At 58.5% G+C, this 18,742-nt stretch carries 27 protein-coding genes; 11 read left to right on the plus strand and 16 right to left on the minus strand.

What is annotated here, in order from left to right; translation table 11 throughout:
- Position 1: 1 nt before the first annotated feature.
- The 3 genes from ACR0MV_RS13855 to ACR0MV_RS13865 form a co-directional block, all read right to left on the minus strand.
- Positions 2–721, minus strand: coding sequence for a GNAT family N-acetyltransferase (locus ACR0MV_RS13855; RefSeq protein WP_480702475.1), 720 nt, complete (start codon positions 719–721; stop codon positions 2–4).
- Complete coding sequence (locus ACR0MV_RS13860) at positions 718–1,440, minus strand: competence/damage-inducible protein A (protein ID WP_480702476.1); 723 nt, start codon at positions 1,438–1,440, stop codon at positions 718–720. Before ACR0MV_RS13860 ends, ACR0MV_RS13855 begins: the two co-directional genes overlap by 4 nt.
- 70 nt (positions 1,441–1,510) lie before the next feature.
- Entirely contained in the window at positions 1,511–2,074 is a 564-nt protein-coding gene (locus ACR0MV_RS13865; RefSeq protein WP_170467282.1) for a TetR/AcrR family transcriptional regulator, read from the minus strand.
- 99 nt (positions 2,075–2,173) lie between these two features.
- On the opposite strand from ACR0MV_RS13865, the gene ACR0MV_RS13870 reads away from it, so the two are divergent.
- The 4 genes from ACR0MV_RS13870 (at position 2,174) to map (ending at position 5,134) form a co-directional block, all read left to right on the plus strand.
- The gene (locus ACR0MV_RS13870) at positions 2,174–2,929 is read left to right on the plus strand and encodes an SDR family NAD(P)-dependent oxidoreductase (protein WP_480702477.1); all 756 of its coding nucleotides are present in this window, start codon (positions 2,174–2,176) and stop codon (positions 2,927–2,929) included.
- Positions 2,930–2,968: 39 nt separating this feature from the next.
- A complete protein-coding gene (gene sfsA / locus ACR0MV_RS13875; protein WP_480702478.1) occupies positions 2,969–3,679 on the plus strand; it encodes a DNA/RNA nuclease SfsA in 711 nt (236 codons plus the stop codon).
- Entirely contained in the window at positions 3,648–4,118 is a 471-nt protein-coding gene (locus ACR0MV_RS13880; protein ID WP_480702479.1) for an ester cyclase, read from the plus strand. Before sfsA ends, ACR0MV_RS13880 begins: the two co-directional genes overlap by 32 nt.
- 203 nt (positions 4,119–4,321) lie before the next feature.
- Positions 4,322–5,134 carry a type I methionyl aminopeptidase gene (gene map / locus ACR0MV_RS13885; RefSeq protein ID WP_480702480.1) on the plus strand — a complete coding sequence of 271 codons (813 nt, stop codon included), beginning with the start codon at positions 4,322–4,324 and terminating at the stop codon, positions 5,132–5,134.
- On the opposite strand, the gene ACR0MV_RS13890 is transcribed toward map, so the two are convergent.
- The 5 genes from ACR0MV_RS13890 to ACR0MV_RS13910 all read right to left on the minus strand — a co-directional run bounded on the left by ACR0MV_RS13890 (position 5,122) and on the right by ACR0MV_RS13910 (position 8,219).
- On the minus strand, positions 5,122–5,289 hold the full coding sequence (locus tag ACR0MV_RS13890; protein ID WP_480702481.1) for a hypothetical protein: 168 nt from the start codon (positions 5,287–5,289) through the stop codon (positions 5,122–5,124). The genes map and ACR0MV_RS13890 overlap by 13 nt on opposite strands.
- 35 nt (positions 5,290–5,324) lie before the next feature.
- A complete protein-coding gene (locus ACR0MV_RS13895; protein ID WP_480702482.1) occupies positions 5,325–5,960 on the minus strand; it encodes an HAD family hydrolase in 636 nt (211 codons plus the stop codon).
- Between the two features lie 121 nt (positions 5,961–6,081).
- Positions 6,082–6,399 carry a hypothetical protein gene (locus ACR0MV_RS13900; protein ID WP_480702483.1) on the minus strand — a complete coding sequence of 106 codons (318 nt, stop codon included), beginning with the start codon at positions 6,397–6,399 and terminating at the stop codon, positions 6,082–6,084.
- Positions 6,400–6,453: 54 nt separating this feature from the next.
- Positions 6,454–7,011, minus strand: coding sequence for a 16S rRNA (guanine(966)-N(2))-methyltransferase RsmD (gene rsmD / locus ACR0MV_RS13905; RefSeq protein ID WP_480702484.1), 558 nt, complete (start codon positions 7,009–7,011; stop codon positions 6,454–6,456).
- The gene (locus tag ACR0MV_RS13910) at positions 7,008–8,219 is read right to left on the minus strand and encodes an NAD(P)/FAD-dependent oxidoreductase (RefSeq protein ID WP_480702485.1); all 1,212 of its coding nucleotides are present in this window, start codon (positions 8,217–8,219) and stop codon (positions 7,008–7,010) included. Before ACR0MV_RS13910 ends, rsmD begins: the two co-directional genes overlap by 4 nt.
- A gap of 99 nt (positions 8,220–8,318) precedes the next feature.
- Here ACR0MV_RS13910 and ACR0MV_RS13915 point away from each other — a divergent pair, with 99 nt between their 5' ends.
- From ACR0MV_RS13915 to ACR0MV_RS13930, 4 genes are all read left to right on the plus strand, one after another.
- Entirely contained in the window at positions 8,319–8,804 is a 486-nt protein-coding gene (locus ACR0MV_RS13915; RefSeq protein WP_480702486.1) for a redoxin family protein, read from the plus strand.
- 102 nt (positions 8,805–8,906) lie between these two features.
- A complete protein-coding gene (locus ACR0MV_RS13920; protein WP_480702487.1) occupies positions 8,907–9,152 on the plus strand; it encodes a glycine zipper 2TM domain-containing protein in 246 nt (81 codons plus the stop codon).
- Between the two features lie 12 nt (positions 9,153–9,164).
- The gene (locus ACR0MV_RS13925) at positions 9,165–9,512 is read left to right on the plus strand and encodes an EF-hand domain-containing protein (RefSeq protein ID WP_170467301.1); all 348 of its coding nucleotides are present in this window, start codon (positions 9,165–9,167) and stop codon (positions 9,510–9,512) included.
- A 33-nt stretch (positions 9,513–9,545) separates the two neighbouring features.
- Entirely contained in the window at positions 9,546–9,854 is a 309-nt protein-coding gene (locus ACR0MV_RS13930) for a hypothetical protein (RefSeq protein WP_480702488.1), read from the plus strand.
- On the opposite strand, the gene ACR0MV_RS13935 is transcribed toward ACR0MV_RS13930, so the two are convergent.
- The 4 genes from ACR0MV_RS13935 to ACR0MV_RS13950 are packed head-to-tail and all read right to left on the minus strand — an operon-like array spanning position 9,851 to position 12,593.
- Positions 9,851–10,144 carry a 4a-hydroxytetrahydrobiopterin dehydratase gene (locus ACR0MV_RS13935; RefSeq protein WP_170425837.1) on the minus strand — a complete coding sequence of 98 codons (294 nt, stop codon included), beginning with the start codon at positions 10,142–10,144 and terminating at the stop codon, positions 9,851–9,853. The two genes, ACR0MV_RS13930 and ACR0MV_RS13935, sit on opposite strands and share 4 nt — an antisense overlap.
- A complete protein-coding gene (locus ACR0MV_RS13940) occupies positions 10,141–11,328 on the minus strand; it encodes a GNAT family N-acetyltransferase (RefSeq protein WP_480702489.1) in 1,188 nt (395 codons plus the stop codon). The genes ACR0MV_RS13935 and ACR0MV_RS13940 overlap by 4 nt, the downstream gene beginning before the upstream one ends.
- 45 nt (positions 11,329–11,373) lie before the next feature.
- Positions 11,374–12,141, minus strand: coding sequence for a glycerophosphodiester phosphodiesterase family protein (locus ACR0MV_RS13945; protein WP_170425841.1), 768 nt, complete (start codon positions 12,139–12,141; stop codon positions 11,374–11,376).
- Positions 12,138–12,593, minus strand: a complete 456-nt coding sequence (locus tag ACR0MV_RS13950; RefSeq protein WP_170425843.1) for a RidA family protein — start codon at positions 12,591–12,593, stop codon at positions 12,138–12,140. Before ACR0MV_RS13950 ends, ACR0MV_RS13945 begins: the two co-directional genes overlap by 4 nt.
- 337 nt (positions 12,594–12,930) lie before the next feature.
- Here ACR0MV_RS13950 and ACR0MV_RS13955 point away from each other — a divergent pair, with 337 nt between their 5' ends.
- Both ACR0MV_RS13955 and ACR0MV_RS13960 read left to right on the plus strand, forming a co-directional pair.
- A complete protein-coding gene (locus ACR0MV_RS13955) occupies positions 12,931–13,713 on the plus strand; it encodes an MlaA family lipoprotein (RefSeq protein WP_170426447.1) in 783 nt (260 codons plus the stop codon).
- Positions 13,703–14,317 (plus strand): MlaC/ttg2D family ABC transporter substrate-binding protein, encoded by a 615-nt coding sequence (locus ACR0MV_RS13960; protein WP_170425845.1) that lies wholly within the window; start codon positions 13,703–13,705, stop codon positions 14,315–14,317. Before ACR0MV_RS13955 ends, ACR0MV_RS13960 begins: the two co-directional genes overlap by 11 nt.
- Before the next feature lie 54 nt (positions 14,318–14,371).
- Here ACR0MV_RS13960 and ACR0MV_RS13965 read toward each other — a convergent pair whose 3' ends face one another.
- The 4 genes from ACR0MV_RS13965 to ACR0MV_RS13980 are packed head-to-tail and all read right to left on the minus strand — an operon-like array spanning position 14,372 to position 18,539.
- Entirely contained in the window at positions 14,372–15,469 is a 1,098-nt protein-coding gene (locus tag ACR0MV_RS13965; protein WP_170425847.1) for an ABC transporter ATP-binding protein, read from the minus strand.
- A 3-nt stretch (positions 15,470–15,472) separates the two neighbouring features.
- The gene (locus ACR0MV_RS13970; protein WP_170425849.1) at positions 15,473–16,372 is read right to left on the minus strand and encodes a carbohydrate ABC transporter permease; all 900 of its coding nucleotides are present in this window, start codon (positions 16,370–16,372) and stop codon (positions 15,473–15,475) included.
- Complete coding sequence (locus ACR0MV_RS13975; RefSeq protein WP_170425851.1) at positions 16,365–17,237, minus strand: carbohydrate ABC transporter permease; 873 nt, start codon at positions 17,235–17,237, stop codon at positions 16,365–16,367. The genes ACR0MV_RS13970 and ACR0MV_RS13975 overlap by 8 nt, the downstream gene beginning before the upstream one ends.
- 57 nt (positions 17,238–17,294) lie before the next feature.
- Positions 17,295–18,539, minus strand: a complete 1,245-nt coding sequence (locus ACR0MV_RS13980) for an ABC transporter substrate-binding protein (protein ID WP_170425853.1) — start codon at positions 18,537–18,539, stop codon at positions 17,295–17,297.
- Positions 18,540–18,564: 25 nt separating this feature from the next.
- Here ACR0MV_RS13980 and ACR0MV_RS13985 point away from each other — a divergent pair, with 25 nt between their 5' ends.
- Positions 18,565–18,720: a hypothetical protein gene (locus ACR0MV_RS13985; protein ID WP_170425854.1), complete on the plus strand. Its 156-nt coding sequence runs from the start codon at positions 18,565–18,567 to the stop codon at positions 18,718–18,720.
- The last annotated feature ends 22 nt before the right edge of the window (positions 18,721–18,742 follow it).

An 18,742-nucleotide genomic window follows, 5' to 3' on the forward strand; every position in this document is an offset into this window, starting at 1 on the left:
GTCACTCTCCTTGGGCAAGGTGACGGTAATGGTATTCTCCGCTGATCTCCATCCCAAGTGCACGGTACAGCCCGTTTGCCCCGTCATTGGCCTTGGTGCAGATCACACTCAGCGTATGTGCGCCTTTTTCTTTGGCCCAAAACGCCGCCTTTCGCATGGCCCATTGACCCAGGCCTTGGCGTCGATGCTCTGGTAGGATTTCCAGCGCATGCACCATGGCGATACCGTCATGGATGGCGACAAACCCCGTTCCAGCAGGTTTGTCAGAGTGGCGCAGCAACAGACCGGTTTTTGGCCCCTTAGCGCGGTCCATGACGGCCAGCCGTTCGGGCCCGATCCCTGCTTGCGCCCAAATTTCAACCATGATCGCCAAAGGGCTCCAAATGGTGAAGGCTGTGACTTTCGGGATCGGTTGATCTGTCAACTGATCGACGGGACATTCGTAAATATTGACCGGGTCAAGAATGTCATAGCTGCGGTCCGCAAGCTGTTGGTCCAACACTTCATCATCCGGGCGCAGGCAGAAAATTGGCCGTTGTCCCATCGCACGCATTGCCTCTTCAGCGGCTGTGATCTCGTCCTCTGACGCGGGCCCCATCGCGCTGGCGGCTGACACGCGCGAGCCGCCACCCAGTCCCTGCCGCAGTTGGAACGGCCCAAGTGTCTCGTATCGGGCTGCGGGCCATGTGCCGTCGACGACGGTCGCCCAGTTCGGGCTCAAAGCTCCAGCTCTTTCGCCAACCTTGTGGTGGCCGCGTCAACTTTTGACCCATCTGTGCCGCGAACCACCACGTTAGAGCCGAATACGCCGTTCACCTGGAACGGATAGCTGCCGATGGCAAGGTCGGGGAAATCGTCTGCCAAGGTGGACAAGATCGACGCGATATCCCCCTCGCCCCGATTGACGCGCAGCGTTTGCGACAACAGTGGGTCACCGCCCGTCAGTTTGGGCAGAACACTGGCAACCATAGCCTGAAAGATCGTCGGAATCCCCGCCATCACATGCACATTGCCCAACGTGAACCCCGGCGCCGTCGATACCGGATTGTCGATCAACGTTGCTCCATCGGGGATACGTGCCATGCGCAGACGCGCTTCGTTCAGTTCCAGCCCCGAATTCTCATAGTGCCGTTCCAACAGCGCCCGCGCATCGTCCCGCACGTCGATCAAGGCACCAAAGGCCCGCGCAATGCAGTCGGCGGTGATATCATCATGCGTCGGGCCAATACCGCCACTTGTAAACACGTGATCGAAACCTTCGGACAGGGTGCGCACGGCTTCTTCAATGGCCGCCGCTTCATCACTGACCATACGGACTTCTTTGAGGTCGATGCCCTGTTTCGTCAGTTCCTGCGCAAGGTAATGCATGTTTGCATCCCGTGTGCGCCCCGACAGGATTTCATCCCCGATCACAAGCATTGCTGCGGTTGGGTTCGCCATGTCCTGTCCTTTCCTACTGACACTTTGGGCGCAAGATATCGTTCCTACCGGGTCGAGCAAGGGCCGTGTGTCAATCCCGCAGCACTTCGGCCGGCAAATCCGCTGTAATGCGCTCGAACAGATCCATATCGTGCATTGACCGCGCAAGGATCATTGCACCTTCCATCCGGGCAATCATATCTGCGGCACGAGTCTCCGGATTCGGCGTTCCCGCTGCGCGAAACACCGTTTCAAGCCACACGAGATTGCGCTCAAAGAACTCGCGCGTGCGATTGGCGACCGGATCTGGCAGTCTGGCGATTTCGGCACCGAACATTCCGCACAAGCACATAAGGTCCTGTTCGATCAACGCTTGCCGATAGGCGGCCACATACTGCACCAACAGCTCGGACGGCGTGGACTCGTCCAAGCGGCCCAACGCACCCAGAAATTGATCAGTGTAGCGACCGACCAGCGCCTCGCCCAAGTCCTCTTTGGTCGGAAAATGATAGTGGATACTGGCCGATTTGATCCCGATTTCCGCCGCGATATCGCGGAAACTAAAGGCATAATACCCGCCTTGCCGCGCCATTTTCTCGGCCACGTCCAGAATGCGGTTGGCTGTATCGGACAGGGTTTTTTCGGTCTTGGGCATCTGCAGTCGAACCTAGTTTTTTACCTATCAATAGATAGGGCTTGTATTTGGTTTTGCCAGTCCAATATATCTACCTATCAATAGATAGGGAATCTGATCATGACACAATCAACAACTCTTATCATCGGCGGAACCAGCGGAATGGGCTTGGCCACCGCACGGAAAATTGTAGCTCAGGGGGGCCACGTTACACTGGTCGGATCGTCCGCCAGCAAGCTGGACGCCGTGAAGGCAGAATTCGGTGACGCCGCAGAGACACACCAGGTAAACCTGCGAAACTCGACAGAGGTCGACGTGCTAGTCGCACGGATCAAAGCCGAGACACGCAGCATCCAGGGTCTTGTGAACGCAGCCGGAACGTTCGCGCCAAAACCGTTTTTGGAACACTCTGGCGAGGACTTCGACAGCTACATGGACCTGAACCGCGCCACCTTCTTCATTACGCAGGCTGTCGCTGAAAACATGAAGATGCACGGGGGTGGTAGCATCGTGAACATAGGCTCTATGTGGGCAAAACAAGCCGTCCGGGCCACCCCATCTTCGGCCTACTCGATGGCCAAAGCCGCGCTTCATTCGCTGACACAACACCTTGCGATGGAACTGGCGGAGCATGGCATCCGTGTGAATGCCGTCTCGCCCGCCGTCGTCGTAACCCCCATCTACGGTGCCTTCATCGCGCCGGACCAGATCGAGTCGACCCTGACCGACGCTTTCGACGCGTTTCACCCGATCGGCCGCGTCGGGCGGCCCGAGGATGTGGCAAGCACGGTCACGCATCTTCTGTCCGATGACACCGCGTGGGTAACCGGCGCCATTTGGGATGTCGACGGCGGTGTTATGGCAGGTCTCGTCTGACACTTCCCTTGCGGGCGGGGGCACGCTAAGCCGGATGGCATGAAATTTGCCACCCCGTTGATCCCCGCCCGCCTGATCCGCCGTTACAAACGCTTTCTCGCCGATTGCCAGTTGGAAGATGGCCGTGAGGTTACCGCCCACTGCGCCAATCCGGGATCAATGATGGGACTGGCCGAACCGGGGGAAAGGATCTGGTTGGAGCCGAATGACGACCCCAAGAAAAAACTCAAATACGGGTGGCGACTGGTCGATCATGAAAACGGGCATTTCACCGGCGTCGACACCTCAGTCCCGAACAAAGCATTGCGCGCGGCGCTTGAGGCGGGCGAAATCCCCGAACTGGCCGCCTATCAAACCGTCCGCCCCGAGGTGAAATACGGTGAAAACAGCCGTATCGACTTTTTGCTGACCCAACCCGGCCTGCCCGATGCTTATGTCGAGGTCAAAAGCGTTACTCTCTCTCGCGAACCCGGTCTGGCCGAATTCCCCGACAGCGTCACCGCACGCGGCACCAAACATCTGGGTGAGTTGGCCGCCATGGCGGAACATGGCCATCGAGCAATCATGTTGTATTTGGTACAACGCACCGACTGCGACCGCTTTGCCTTGGCTGCCGATATCGACCCAAACTACGCCGCCGCATTCGAGGTTGCGCAGGAAAAGGGTGTCGAACGGTTAATTTACGCCACCCAGATCTCACCGGATGGGATTACACTGGATGTCGACAGACCACCATTTGGCTGCAGGTAACGCGAAAGAGCTGAACGTGACGAAAACTCCAACAGACCTTGTCCAAAGCTTTTATGCCGATGTCTGGAACAAGCGCGATTATCGCGTGGCGCATGAGATCATTGATGCTGATTTTAGATTCCGAGGCTCTCTGGGGCCGGAAAAACGCGGCATTAAGGGATTTCTGGAATATGTCGACGCGGTACATGCCGCATTGGGAAACTACACGTGCACCATTGAAGACATGGTTCAGACAAAGAACCGGGTCGCCGCGCGCATGACATTCCGCGGCAAGCACAGGGCAGAGTTTTTTGGCGTTGCCCCGACCGGCAGAGATATCGAATGGGCCGGTGCTGCGTTTTTTACGGTCGCGGAAGGAAAGCTGTCCGAGCTCTGGGTGCTTGGGGACGTGGATTCGGTCAAACAGCAGCTGGGCGCGGCCATAAGTGGCCATTTTTAGGTTTCTGCGGCCGCAGCACCGGCGCTTCTTGTATCCGCTCGAGGGCGCACTGGGGCTATCACAAGCGGTCAAACTCGCGTCCGTTGCTACTTGAATTTTCAGATTTACGCGCCATCTGACAGCCTCAAATGCGCGCCCTCTGGAACTTTCTGCACAAGCAGCGTAAAAGGAGCGCTGCGCGCAATATTTGGAGCTTAGCGTCGATGAAAGAACATCGTGGCCGCCTGACCAAGGATGGCATCCGCATTTACGAACAGGGTGACTTTGCCGACATGCATGCGGCAGGGGCCTTGGCCGCGCGGATACTCGACGACATTGCTGAACATGTCTTTCCGGGCCAGACCACTGGCGCGATCGACGGGCTGATCACACAAATGGTTGAGGACGCGGGCGCAACATCGGCGACGATTGGTTACAAAGGGTACCAGCACGCAAGCTGTATCAGCGTGAATCACGTGGTTTGCCACGGCATTCCCGGCGACAAGCGGTTGAAGGATGGCGACATCCTGAACATCGACGTCACCGTGATCGTCGACGGCTGGTTCGGCGATACTTCGCGCATGTATGTGGCAGGCAAACTGCCCCGCAAGGCCGAGCGTCTGATTCAGGTCACACATGACGCGCTGTTCAAGGGTATCGAAGCGGTAAAGCCGGGCAACACCTTCGGCGATATTGGCCACGCGATTCAGGCCTATGTCGAAGCGCACCGGATGAGCGTTGTGCGCGATTTCTGCGGCCACGGTCTGGGTCGGGTGTTCCACGCGCCCCCAAACGTCCTGCACTATGGCCGTCCGGGCACGGGTGCTGTGCTGGAAGAGGGCATGTTCTTCACCATTGAGCCGATGGTGAATCTGGGCCGCCCCGAAACCAAAACGCTGGCTGATGACTGGACCGCAGTAACGCGCGACAAGTCGCTGTCGGCACAGTTCGAACACTCGGTGGGTGTGACGGCAGATGGGGTCGAGATCTTCACCCTGTCACCGGGCGACAAGTTCCACCCGACCTATTCGTCTTGACCTTCGGCCTGATCCCGTAGCAGTTTCAGCAGCAGTGTCTCTGACCCCCACGGCGTAACCGCGTCGTGGATGAAAACGGGTGCGCGCATCGGTTTGGGCTCTGGCCCAGTGGCAGAGTCGGTATCCTTGGAAACAGCCCAGAGAGGCGGGGTCACAGCGCGATCCATGACCCGAGCGTAACACGGTCGCGTCAGATTCCCAAAAGTGATGGGACATCGGCCATATCAGTGAATACCTCTGCCCCCAGGTCGACCAGCGTCTCGGCATTTCCCTGCGGCGCGTAGGCCAGACAACGCATGTCTGCGCGTATCGCCGCCGTCACACCGTTCTGACTGTCTTCGATCACCACGGGTGCATTGGCATTGAACCGTTTGGCCGCGGTCAGAAACATGGTCGGGTCCGGTTTTGCGGTGCCCAGCACATGGGCAGAAAACGCCACCTTACTCAGGCGGTCCCACAATCCGTTCTGTCCCAGCGTGATCTGCATCTTGTCCGGACTGCCGTTGGATGCGACGCAATAGGCTATGCCCTTTTCATCCAGCGTGCTCAGCAGATCCGCGACGCCCGGCATCAGGTCAACACCGCCCCGCAGACGCTCGTAGGTTTCGGCATAGACCTCATCCACCCAGTCATCCGGCAGATTTGCCCCCAGCGCGCGCGCCTTGTCGCGCACCCCAACCATGGTGCCCCCAAGAAAGAACCCGACGCTGTCTTCAAGCGTCAGGTCCAATCCGTAGCGGCCCAGGTTGTCGACCAGCACCTGATTAGACAGCGGCTCGCTGTCGACCAGAACGCCATCGCAATCGAAAATCACCAGATCGTGCATAGGAACCTCTCGGATATGCTTTCGACCGGGCGTAACCGACGCGGGTGATGACTGCAATCAGGCATAGTGAGCCGTGCACGGAGAGGCCGTAACCGCCTGATCAGCGGCCACGGCGACCCCGTTACGCCAACGCCGCAGCGACGGCGTCTTTCATTGAGGTGGGCGCTCGACCGATCAGGGTCTCCAAGGCGTTGCTTTCATCCTGCAACCAACCTTGGGCTGCGCCCGCTTCAGCATCAGCGATAAAGGCGGCTACGAATTCCGGAAGATCGACCGAGGTGAGAATTTCGGAACAGGTCGCTTTAGGCACTGAAGTATAGGGGATGTCCCTGCCGATTTGTGTGGATACTTCAGCAGCCATTTCCGACAGGGTGAACGCCTCCCCACCCAGTTCATAAGTTTTGCCCTCGTGCCCCTGCTGGGCCATAACAACAGCCAACGCCTCCGCCTAATATTTGCGGGTGGTCGAAGTGGTTCAGGCGCCTGCGTCAGCTTAAACGACGATCTTTCGCATCAACGAGATATGCGTGTCGCCATACTTCCGGCTGTCTTCCAATGTGAAACCGTCCGGCGCTGCCATCGGGGTATTTTCTTCCCACACGATGAGCGCATCATCCGCGATCCAGCCGCCTTCGACTGCTTTGGTCAGGGCCTTTTGACCCATGGATTTTCCATATGGTGGATCGAGGAAAACTAGCTCAAAAGGATCGCCGCCATTCTCGCCCAGCCGCATGGCATCACGGCGGATCAGGTTTGTGCGGTCGGCGCTGCGGGTCAGGTCGATGTTTTTGCGGATCAAGCCCTGCGCCACGCGCCCGTCATCGACAAAAGTGACCTGCTCCGCGCCGCGTGACAGCGCTTCGAGCCCCAAAGCACCAGTGCCGGCAAACAAATCCAAGACACGTAGACCTTCAAAGTCGATCTGATGGTTCAGGACGTTGAACAGGCTTTCGCGCACCCGGTCCGTGGTGGGGCGCAAATGCGCCCCGGCATCGCCTTTGCCGACCGAGGCCAAAGCCCGGCCCCGGAACTCACCGGCGATGATCCTCACGCTTTGAGCAGCGGTTTAAGATCCGCATCAGGGTTCGCCACAACCGCCGGATCAGCAGTTTTACCCGCGTCGATCAAGCGCTTGCCGACCATGTAAGCGCGCGGATCGTTCATCGCGTCGACGGCGATCAATTGATCCCCTTTGTAGTACCAAAAGGACACCGTCTGGCCTTCACCCTTGCGGGTTACCACGCGGTCATAACCGGTGTTCAGACCCGCAATCTGCAGTTTGACGTCATACTGGTCCGACCAGAACCACGGCGTTGCCACATAGTCTTTGGCAGCACCCAGCATGTTCTGTGCCACGATCTCGGCCTGATCGATGGCGTTCGGAACACTCTCCAGCCGGATACGGCCGCCATTATGCGGAAAAGAGGCGCAATCGCCCGCCGCCCAGATCGAAGGGTCAGACGTGCGACCATGGGCGTCGGTTTTGATACCATTCTCCAACTCAAGCCCGGCCATTTCCGCCAGTTGGGTCGAGGGGGCAATGCCCACGCCAACGACGACAAAATCGACCTCAAGCTCCGTTCCATCTGTCAGAACCGCACCGGTGACCTTGCCGTTCTCACCGACCAGACGATCCAGGCCGACCCCTTCGCGAATATCGGCACCGTATTCGGTGTGCAAAGCACGGAAGTAGTCGCTGGTCTCGGGCGCGGCGACACGCTGCAGGATGCGGTCAGCCATCTCGACGAGGGTCACTTTTACACCGCGCTTGGCGCAGACCGCCGCAGCCTCAAGCCCGATATAGCCGCCACCCACGATCAGAGCGCGGGCGCCGTCTTTCACGCGGGGCTCCATCTCGTCGATATGGGTCAGGTCGCGCACGACATGGACACCTTCGAGGTCACCACCAATCGCCGCAGGCAGGTACCGTGGATCGGACCCGGTGGTCAGAGCCAGCTCATCATAAGAAACCACCTCATCGCCCACGGTCACAGTCTTGGCCTTGGGGTCGATCGCAGTTACGCGCTGTCCCAGACGCAGGGTGATGTTGTTCTCGGCGTAAAAGCTTTCAGGGCGCAGGAACAGGCGTTCAAGCTCCATCTCGCCCAGCAGGTAAGCCTTAGACAGCGGTGGGCGCTGATAGGGCAAATGAGACTCGGCCCCAATCAGCGTGATGTCGCCTTCGAACCCGTCTTTACGCAGTCGCGCAACAAGGGATGATCCCGCTTGCCCAGCTCCGATCACAACAATATGGCTCATCTTCGTCCCGCCCTGTGAATTTCCCATGGTTTCATTTTTCGGCTCACCTATATTGCGGCTGAGGCCGACTCTGCAAATCCAATCGACAGGAGGATCAAGATGATTTCAACCGGTGATATGCTTCCCGACGCAACGTTGACCCAAATGGGGGCAGAAGGACCCGAAGAGGTTCGGATTTCAGACAAGACCAAAGGCCGCAAGGTCGTGATCTTCGCCGTACCCGGCGCGTTCACGCCCACTTGCCATTCCGCGCATGTGCCCAGCTTTATGCGCACCAAGGACCAGTTCACAGCCAAGGGCGTCGATGAGATCATCTGCGTTTCGGTCAACGACCCCTTTGTGATGGGCGCATGGGGCGAAGCCACCGGCGCGAAAGAGGCTGGCCTGACCATGCTGGCCGACGCCGCATCCGAGTTCACCAAAGCCATCGGTATGGACTTTGACGCCCCCCCTGTCGGGCTGATCGCGCGGTCCAAGCGCTATGCGATGTTGGTTGAGGACGGCAAGGTCGTAGCGCTGAACCTGGAAGAAAACCCAGGTGCCTGCGAAATTTCTGCGGGCGAAGGTCTGCTGGAAAGCATCTGATCTGACCGGGCCCCGGTACGCCGGGGCCACGTTAACCCTATTTCACTTGATGCAACTCTCTGATGGGTCGATACTTCCCCCATTCAATCAGGGAGTTTTTTGATGAAACTCAAAGTCATCTCCATCCTTTTGGGCACTTCTGGCGCAATTGCGGCCTGCGGCCCGGCCCCGACACCTCAGCAACAGGCTGCACGACAGCACGAGATTGCCTGCCTCAGCGGCACGTTGGGCGGAGCGTTGATCGGCGGCGTGATCGGCAACCAATTCGGTGGTGGGTCCGGCCGGGACATCCTGACCGCTGGCGGGGCCGTGGCGGGCGGTGCCGCAGGCCAGCGTTACGCGTGCTGAAGGAGAGCGACCATGAAATCAGGAATTTTGACGGCCGCATTCGTATTGCTGGCCAGCGCTGTATTGGCAGAATCCGTGGCGGAATTGCATGAACGGGAACTCAACGCGATAGACGCTAACAATGACGGCTTTCTGTCCAAGGATGAATTCAACGCCTTTTCGGACTATGCCTTTCAGGCCATGGACGAAGACAAGAACGGCACCCTAGGCATGGCAGAAGCCAAGCCGTTTTTGGACATAAAGCAATTTCAGAACGTTGACCGAAACAACGACAGCGTTATCTCTCGCGCAGAGTATGACGCGCAAATGAATGATGATTTTTCAGCCGCTGATCAGGACGGGAACGGTCTTTTGGATTGATCGCACCGCCGGGCGGATCGATAGGAGCATTGAATGAATAAGTGGATTACCATTGGCATTCTGGGAGTCCTTGCCGCCTGCGACGCGCCGCAATCTCCTGTAGTCACCGGACCGGACGGTCAGACGCGAATTCAGATCAATACATCGGGTCTGACCTGCTACGATACCCGCTGCCTGGACATCAACCCGACCGCCCGCAGCGTGCGCTCGGTCGGGAACCGCACAACCGGCATTCCGGGCAACATAAACGTCAGCGACGGCACCGTCACACCGGCCGAGTTCCGGCGTCTGGGCGAAGTTGCTTCCCTGGCAGGCGGAATGGGTTCAAGAGGAGACCGCTAAACGAGGCTGTCCATCTTGCGGGCCAGTTTCGCGTCCAATGAAGACAAACCGCCCACGTCATGGGTGGAAAGAACTACTTCGACCGTGCGGTAGACGTTCGACCATTCGGGGTGGTGGTTCCATTTCTCGGCAAAAATTGCCACTTGGGTCATCCAGCCGAAAGCGTGGACAAAGTCCTCGAATATAAAGGTTTTAGTGATCGCGTCCCGGTCCTTGACCATGGTCCAGCCGTTTTCGAACAGCGGGTCCAGAAGAGGGCCGCGTGTCTCGGTCGACAATAATTCCGTCATTGCTGTTCCTCCGGGTTCGACTTTCTGAACGGGCCATAATCCGTCAGAATCTCGATCTCTTCTCCCACTGCGCGGGCCTCGGCGTCCAGATATTTTCTGATCGCATCAGCAAAGCCCGGATCGTTGACCCAATGCAGACTGTGCGTGCGCGTGGGCAGATAACCGCGCGCCAGCTTGTGTTCGCCCTGCGCTCCGGCTTCGACCCGCGCCAGACCCTCGGCAATGGCAAAGTCTATTGCCCTATAATAGCACAGTTCGAAATGCAGACAGGCGTGATGCTCGGTGCAGCCCCAATAGCGCCCAAAAAGCGTCTCGCGACCAATAAAGTTCAGCGCCCCGGCAATCGGGCGCCCGTCCCGTTCCGCCAAAACCAACGCCATGTCATCCGCCATGGTTTCATGTGCAATATCAAAGAACTGGCGGGTCAAATAGGGCATGCCCCACTTGCGCGACCCGGTTTCCTGATAGAATTGCCAGAAAGCATCCCAGTGTTCCGGGCGCAGATCATCGCCGGTCAATGTCCGGATCTCGCCGCCAAAGCCGCAGGCCTGCGCGCGCTCTTTGCGGATATTCTTGCGCTTACGAGAAGACAGCGCCGCAAGAAACCCGTCAAAGCCAGCGTAGTCATCGTTCAGCCAGTGAAACTGCTGCGAGTGGCGCGTCATCAGGCCCATCTGCTCACCTGCCAGCGCTTCGTCCTCGGTGCAGAAGGTCGCGTGAATGGATGAGACCTGATTGTCCGCCGCCAGTTGCACCGCGCCTTGCACCAGTGCCGACATCCCTATCGCCTCGTATCCCGGGCGCACCAAAAAACGCCTGCCCGTCGCAGGCGTGAAAGGCACAGCAATCTGCAGTTTGGGATAATAGCGCCCACCCGCATTCTCATAGGCATGCGCCCAATTGTGATCAAAGATGTACTCACCCTGGCTATGAGACTTGGCGTACATCGGCGCTGCGGCGATAAGCATTCCGTCAAGATAGGCCGTCAGGTATTGCGGCTGCCACCCGGTTCCACGTCCTACCGAGCCACTGTGTTCCAGCGCGATCAGAAACCGATGGGTGGTAAATGGATCAAGCGGGCGGCCACCATCAGCGGCCTCTGGACAGGCGCAACTGTCCCACTCTGCCGCAGATATCTGAGACAGCGAGCCCAGTACCTGAACCTCAATCTGTGCCTGATCCATGTGCCCTCCGCGTCTGGTCTTTATCTGTGACGACGTGGGCCGGGTTCAACCCGGATGTGCGGCCAGATACCCTTCGAAGGTCACATTGTCGGCAACTTCGCGGGCCTTTGCCTCTTGTTCAGGCGATCGCACCGTCCAGCACAGGATCGGTACACCGCGCGCCTTCAGCTCGGCCACGCGAGGACGGTCCAGATCGGCCACTTCATGGCTGATGAAACTGGCACCAACCCGGTCGAAATCGGGAATCCCGCGCAGGTGGTCACAGACGGCGTGCGGCAACAGTTCTTCCTTGGGCTGGTACGACCCCGTCACGATGCCACGCGGCAGATGCGGGGCCAACCGCGCCAGTTCAGCGACCGAGTTGGGGTTGAACGACATCAACGCCACCGGCCCGTCATAACCTTGCAACGCCCGCACCGCGTCGCGCTCCAATGCGCCAACCGAGGCGCCCATGGCCCCGTCCTGATCCTTGAACTCGATCAGCAGAGGCACCTTGCCGGATACAATCTCCAGCACCTCGTCAAAGGTCGGGATGCCGTCGTCTGCGTGCAGCAACTTGGTGCCCGAGGCCTGATCCGCAGTGATCTGCTGGATTGGACCAGACTGCCCCGTCAGGCGGGCCATGTCATAGTCATGAAACACCATCGCCCGATTGTCGGCGGTCAGCTGCAAATCAATCTCGATCGCGTAGCCTGCCTGAACAGCGGCACGTATGGCCGCCCGGCTGTTTTCCGGGCGGTTGTCCTGTTTGTCATGCAGCGCACGATGCGCCACAGGCACAGTCAGGAAGGCTTCGGGCAGTTTTGGGGTCATTGAACTTCGAAGATGCCTTCGATTTCAACCGCTACGCCCAGTGGCAGCGCAGCAGCGCTCACCGCCGAACGCGAATGGCGACCCGCATCGCCCAGCGCTTCGACCAGGAAATCCGAGGCCCCGTTGATCACTTGTGGCTGGTTGGTGAAATCGGCGGTCGAGTTCACAAAACCGGTCAGTTTGACAACGCGCACCAGCTTTTCGATGTCACCACCACAGGCGGCTTTGACCTGCGCCAACAGGTTGATCGCACAGACCTTGGCTGCGGCGGCACCTGCGTCGACATCCATGTCGTCGCCCAGCTTGCCGGTGATCAGCTCATCCGCTTTCGAGATCTGGCCCGAGACGTACACGATGTTTCCCACACGCACGAACGGCACATAGTTTGCGGCCGGTGCAGGTGCATCCGGCAGCGTGACGCCCAGGCTTTCCAGTTTCGCGGCGATGCTCATGAGGTTTCCTCCCAAATTCGAGTCGGGGCGAAGCTAACCGGGAAGTCGGCAATGGAAAAGTGACAAAACGGACAGGCGGCTCGCGCCGCTTGTGGGCGTAACTTTTCTTATTCCGAACTGTTGAACTTGTGTCACTTTACCTTCGACCATCGGGCGGGTTAAACGCTATTTGTTTCCTTATGGCTGTGAAACAACTATGTGACATTGAATTGCGCTGCGTGCAGCGGCGACAGGCAGTATTGATTAAGTGTTTGGGTTTAAATGGCCTAAATGGTTTGGAGTAGCAGAACCCGTGTTGAGCAGAATCAGCCTTATTCCCCTGGTCGCCCTGTCCCTGATGACGGTTCTGAGCGCCTGCGCCACGCGCCCACCCGAAGGCGCACCGCAGAGTCAGGTCTTTGACCCCTACGAACGGAACAACCGCGGTGTTCACAAGTTCAATCTGGGCGTCGACCGCTTTCTGTTCCGCCCGGCCTCGAAAGGGTACGTAAAGATCGTGCCTGATCCGATGGTAACCAGCTTTAACAACTTTGCTGAAAACCTGACGATGCCCGGCCAGGCGCTGGATTATCTGCTGCAGGGCAATATCAAGCAATCGGGCAATGCGTTGTTGCGGTTCGTAATCAATTCGACCGTTGGCGGCTTGGGGCTATCGGCCCCCGCAGACGAACTGGACCTGCCGCCTGTCGACACGGATTTCGGTGAAACCCTGCATGTCTGGGGCGTCGGCGAAGGCGCTTATGTCGAGCTGCCCTTTTACGGTCCCTCAACTCAGCGCGATGCGATTGGGGTTGTGGTCAACCTGTTCTCGAACCCGATCAACTTTACGCCGGTCCGCCCGGTCGACAATATCGGCGTCTATGCCGAAGTCGTCCGCCGCATGGGAGACCGCGGGCGGTTCTCGGACACCGTTGACTCGATCCTTTATGAAAGTGCCGACAGTTACGCCCAAGCGCGCACCATTTACATACAAAATCGCCGCTTTGAACTGGCGAGAGACGATGAAGAAGCCTATCTGGGTTTATATGACGACCCATATGCAGACACGGGGACCGACCCTGTCAGGGACCCCTACCTAGACCCATACGAGGACCCCTATGAGGACCCCTATGCCGAGTAACCTTATGAACCGTCGCAGTTTTATGGCCACCGGCCTGACCGGTCTGGCGCTGACTGCCCTTCCCCTTTCCGCCTTTGCCCAGACCGAAGCCAGCGCCAAGGCTCTGGTTGTCAGCGTCGTGGATGACATCAACCGTGTGATCGCATCGGGCAAATCCGAAAAAGCGATGATCCGCGATTTCGAGAAGATTTTTGTCCAATATGCCGATGTGCCGATCATGGCACGTTATGTGCTGGGGGCGGATGCCCGTTCGGCCAGCCCGTCACAGCTAAAGCAATTCACCCGGGCATTTCAGGGTTATATCTCGAACAAATATGGCCGCCGCTTCCGTGAATTCATCGGTGGACAGGTTACCGTCCGCAACGCCCGCAAGATCAAGGCAGGATACGAGGTGCGCACCTCGGTCAAGCTGCAGGGCTCGTCCCCGTTTGAGGTCACATTCCTGGTGTCGGACAAGTCGGGCCGCGACAAGTTCTTCAACATGTTTATCGAAGGGGTGAACATGCTGCTGACCGAACGGACCGAAGTCGGAGCGATGTTGGACGCCCGTGGCGGTGATCTGAACCGCCTGATCAAGGACATGAACCAGAACAAGGTCAGCTGATCTGATTCATATGAAAAAGCGCCGCGCGATTGGCTTCGCGCGGCGCTTTTGCGTTTAGTTCAGGCGTTCACCTGTTTCCTTTGCAAAGTACGACACTTTGCTCATGTCGAAAGCAAGGTTGAGCATCTTGCCTGCCTGCGCGCTGGTTTCCGCATGCAAGCGCGCGGTGACCTGTTTGCCGCCCAGTTCCGAGACCACATAGGTGTCTGCGCCGGCAGGCTCGACCATGTCGACCATGCATGCCGCTTCCTGCACACCGTCGCCAGCGCGGAACCCGGCCTCGGCAATATCTTCGGGACGCAGGCCCAGAATGACATCCTGCGGCAGCGACAGATCGCGTGCATCGTTCAACACCAGCGTTTCGCCTTTATCGCGCGCGATGGCGATCTGGGTCCCAGAGCCGTTCCTGGTCGCTTGCGCCGGGATCAGGTTCATCGCGGGCGAGCCCATGAAATCGGCCACAAACAGGTTAGCCGGGTTGTTGTAGATCTCGGCCGGGGTGCCGATCTGCTGCACCACACCGCCCTTGAGAACCACGATCTTGGTGGCCAAGGTCATCGCTTCGATCTGGTCATGGGTCACATAGACGATCGAGGCATCCAGCGTCTGGTGCAGCTTTTTGATCTCGGTGCGCATCTCAACCCGCAGCTTGGCGTCGAGGTTCGAAAGCGGCTCATCGAACAGGAACAGCTTGGGATCGCGCACCAGCGCCCTGCCCATCGCCACACGTTGACGCTGACCGCCCGACAATTGGCTGGGGCGGCGGTTCAGCAGAGGTTCGATCTGCAGCAGCGAGGCGACCTCTTTCAGCTTGGCATCCTGTGTCGCCTGATCCACCCCGCGCACCTTCATGCCAAAGGTGATGTTCTTGGCCACGGTCATGGTCGGGTACAGAGCATAAGACTGGAACACCATCGCGATGTCGCGGTCCTTGGGGCTGACATGGGTCATGTCGTTGCCGCCGATGGACAGCGTCCCGCCGGTGATTTCCTCAAGCCCCGCGATGCAGTTGAGCAAGGTGGACTTACCGCAGCCCGAGGGGCCGACCAGCACCAGGAAATCGCCCGGTTCGATCGAGATGTTGATGTCCTTCAGAATCTCGGTCGCGCCGTAATTCTTGTACAGATTGTTGATATCTAAGATGGGAGCCATGGGTTATCCCTTCACGGAACCGGCGGTCAGGCCGCGGATGAAATACTTACCGGCAACGACATAGACGAGCAGCGTCGGCAGCCCCGCGATGATCGCGGCAGCCATGTCGACGTTGTACTCTTTGACGCCGGTGGTGGAGTTTACGATGTTGTTGAGCGCCACGGTCACGGGCTGTGTGCCCGCCTGGCTGAACGACACGCCGAACAGGAAGTCATTCCAGATCTGCGTGAACTGCCAGATCACGGTCACCACAACGATGGGCAGCGACAGCGGCAGGAAGATCGACCAGAAAATCCGCAAGAACCCGGCCCCATCGACGCGCGCAGCCTTGGTCAGCTCGGACGGGATAGTGACATAGTAGTTGCGGAAGAACAGCGTGGTGAAGCCCAGCCCGTAGATCACATGAACGAAGATCAGGCCCGGTATGGTTCCGGCGATCCCCATCATGCCCAGCAGCCGCGCCATCGGCAGCAAGACGACTTGGAACGGGATAAAGCAGCCAAACAGCATCAGCGAGAAGATGATATTCGCGCCTTTAAACCGCCACTGCGCCACGACATAGCCATTCAGCGCGCCCAGCAGAGTTGAAATCGCCACCGCAGGCACTGCGATCAGGACCGAGTTCCAGAAATAGGGCCTCAGGCCTTCACACTGGATACCGGTGCACGCCCCGGACCATGCAGTTTTCCACGCATCGAAGCTGACTTCGCGTGGCAGCGAGATCAGGGATCCGGTGCGAATCTCCTCAAGGCTTTTCAGCGATGTAGTGACCATCACAAACAGCGGCATCAGGTAATACAGCGCGAACAGGCCCAACAGGACATACAGCAGCCAACGCAGGGCAATCTTACCAGTGCCACTTTGGGCGCGGGTTTGGGTTTGAGGCATCGAAATATCAGTCATTTTTCGCCCTCAGTTCTGAGTAAAGGTAAGGAACCACGATGGCAAAGACGACCAGCATCATGATCATCGCGGACGACGCCGCCTGACCAATATCGCCGCGCGAAAACGCCATGGCGTACATATACGTGGCGGGCAGATCGGTTGCGTAACCCGGACCACCACCTGTCAGGGCAATGACAAGGTCAAAGCTCTTGATTGCAAGGTGGGCCAGCACGATGAAGGCGGACAGGAAGATCGGGGCCATCGACGGGATGATGATCGCCGTGTAAATGCGCCATGTGGGGATACCATCGACCTGCGCGGCCTTGATGATCTCTCCGTCCACGGACCGCAAACCGGCGAGGAACAACGCCATGACGAAGCCCGAGCTCTGCCAGATCGCAGCCATCACGATGGTGTAGATGGCGTAGTCGGGGTTCACCAGCCAGTCGAACTCGAAATTCGGAAAGCCCCAGCCCTGCACCATGGACTCGATCCCCAGACCGGGGTTCAAAATCCACTTCCACGCGGTGCCCGTGACGATCATCGACAGCGCCATAGGGTACAGGTAGATGGTGCGGATCGCGCCTTCGGCACGGATCTTCTGATCCAGCAGGATGGCCAGCAAAAGGCCCAGCACCATCGCGATCACGATGAACAGCGCGCCAAAGATATACAGGTTGTTGATTGCCGTGTCCCAGCGGGGTGAGTCGAACAGGCGTTCATACTGGATGAAGCCCTTGATCTCGTATTTCGGCAGTAATTTCGATCGGGTCAGCGACACCCATGCAGTCCATCCGATAAAGCCGTAGACAAAGATCAATACGGCGATGAACGACGGTGCCAGTACCACCTTGGGCAGGTGGTTTTCCAGCCATTCGGACATTTTAGCCTCCGGGGAAAGGTGCTCTGCCCCGCATTATAGGGGGCAGAGCGTGTTGGATCAGTAGCTGTTTGCTACCGCGTCCGCCAATTGCTGAACCGCGTCAGCCGAGGACATATCCGAGTTGAAATGCGCAGTCACAACGTCTGTGATCGCACCGGACTGCGACCCGCGCAGCGCCATGCCATGGGCATAGGACGGCAGCAGCGAACCTGCATCCGAAGTCGCGCCCATGTCTTCGGCCGACAGGTTGGCACAGATGTCGAAGTCATCCAGCGCCACGTCGGTCCGCGCGGGGATCGAGCCTTTGTTCAGGTTGAACACCTTCTGGAAGTTCGGCGCGACGATCAGCTTGGCCAGCAGGTCCTGACCGGCTTTCTTGTCGTCACCTTCCACGTCGAACATGGCAAAGCTGTCGACGTTGTACAGGTAACCGTCACCGGGCGTTGAGGCGCACAGGAAATCTTCGCCGGGCTTCTTGCCAGCCGCCAGGAATTCACCCTTGGCCCAGTCGCCCATGATCTGGAACGCCGCTTCGCCGTTCATGACCATCGCAGTCGCCAGGTTCCAGTCACGGCCCGAGAAGTTCTCATCCACATAACCACGCAGGGTGCGCATCTGGTCGAACACCTGAACCATCGTGTCCGAAGTCAACGCTTCGGGGTCCAGATCAACCAGCGCTTTCTGGAAGAACTCGGGCCCGCCAATGCCCAGAACCACGGTTTCAAAAACGGTCGCGTCCTGCCATGCCTGACCCCCATGGGCCAGCGGGATCACACCAGCGGCTTGCAGTTTATCCGCTGCGGCGTTGAACTCGTCCCAAGTGGTCGGCATTTCGATACCATTAGCCGCCAGAACGTCTGCGTTGGCCCAGATCCAGTCCACACGGTGTACGTTCACCGGCGCGGCGCACCACGTGCCTTCGCACTTCATGTGATCTGCGATCGAAGCAGGCAGCACCTCAGCCCAACCTTCGGCATCGGCAACGGATGAGATGTCGGCCAGAACGCCTTCCTCGTACCATTCCTGAATGGCGGGGCCTTTCAGCTGAACAGCAGTCGGCGCGTTGCCGGCCAGAACGCGAGCCCGCAGCGCGGTCATCGCCGCGTCACCACCGCCGCCTGCAACCGGCATATCGGTCCATGTGCCACCGTTCGAAGCGAACTCTTCCTGCAGAACAGCGACCGACTTGGCCTCACCGCCTGAGGTCCACCAGTGCAGAACCTCGGCCTGAGGCTCGGCCACAACGGACGATGCGGCCGCAACGGCCAGCGTCGATACAGTGGCAAATGCAAAACGATTCATGTCTTGTCTCCTCCCTGAGAACTCAATGGCTGCCGAAGCAGCGATTGCGCTATTACTGGGGGCCAAACGCCATCTGACAACGCGTAATCCGCGCCAAGATGCAGACGAAGCCCAATTTTTCACCACTTTTGTTACAGCGTGTTACGTTGACATTGAATCCGTTTCCGTTCGTTACAATTGACGACGTCGGAGGAATATTATCG

The sequence above is a fragment of the Ruegeria sp. BC3 genome (genome assembly GCF_056539265.1).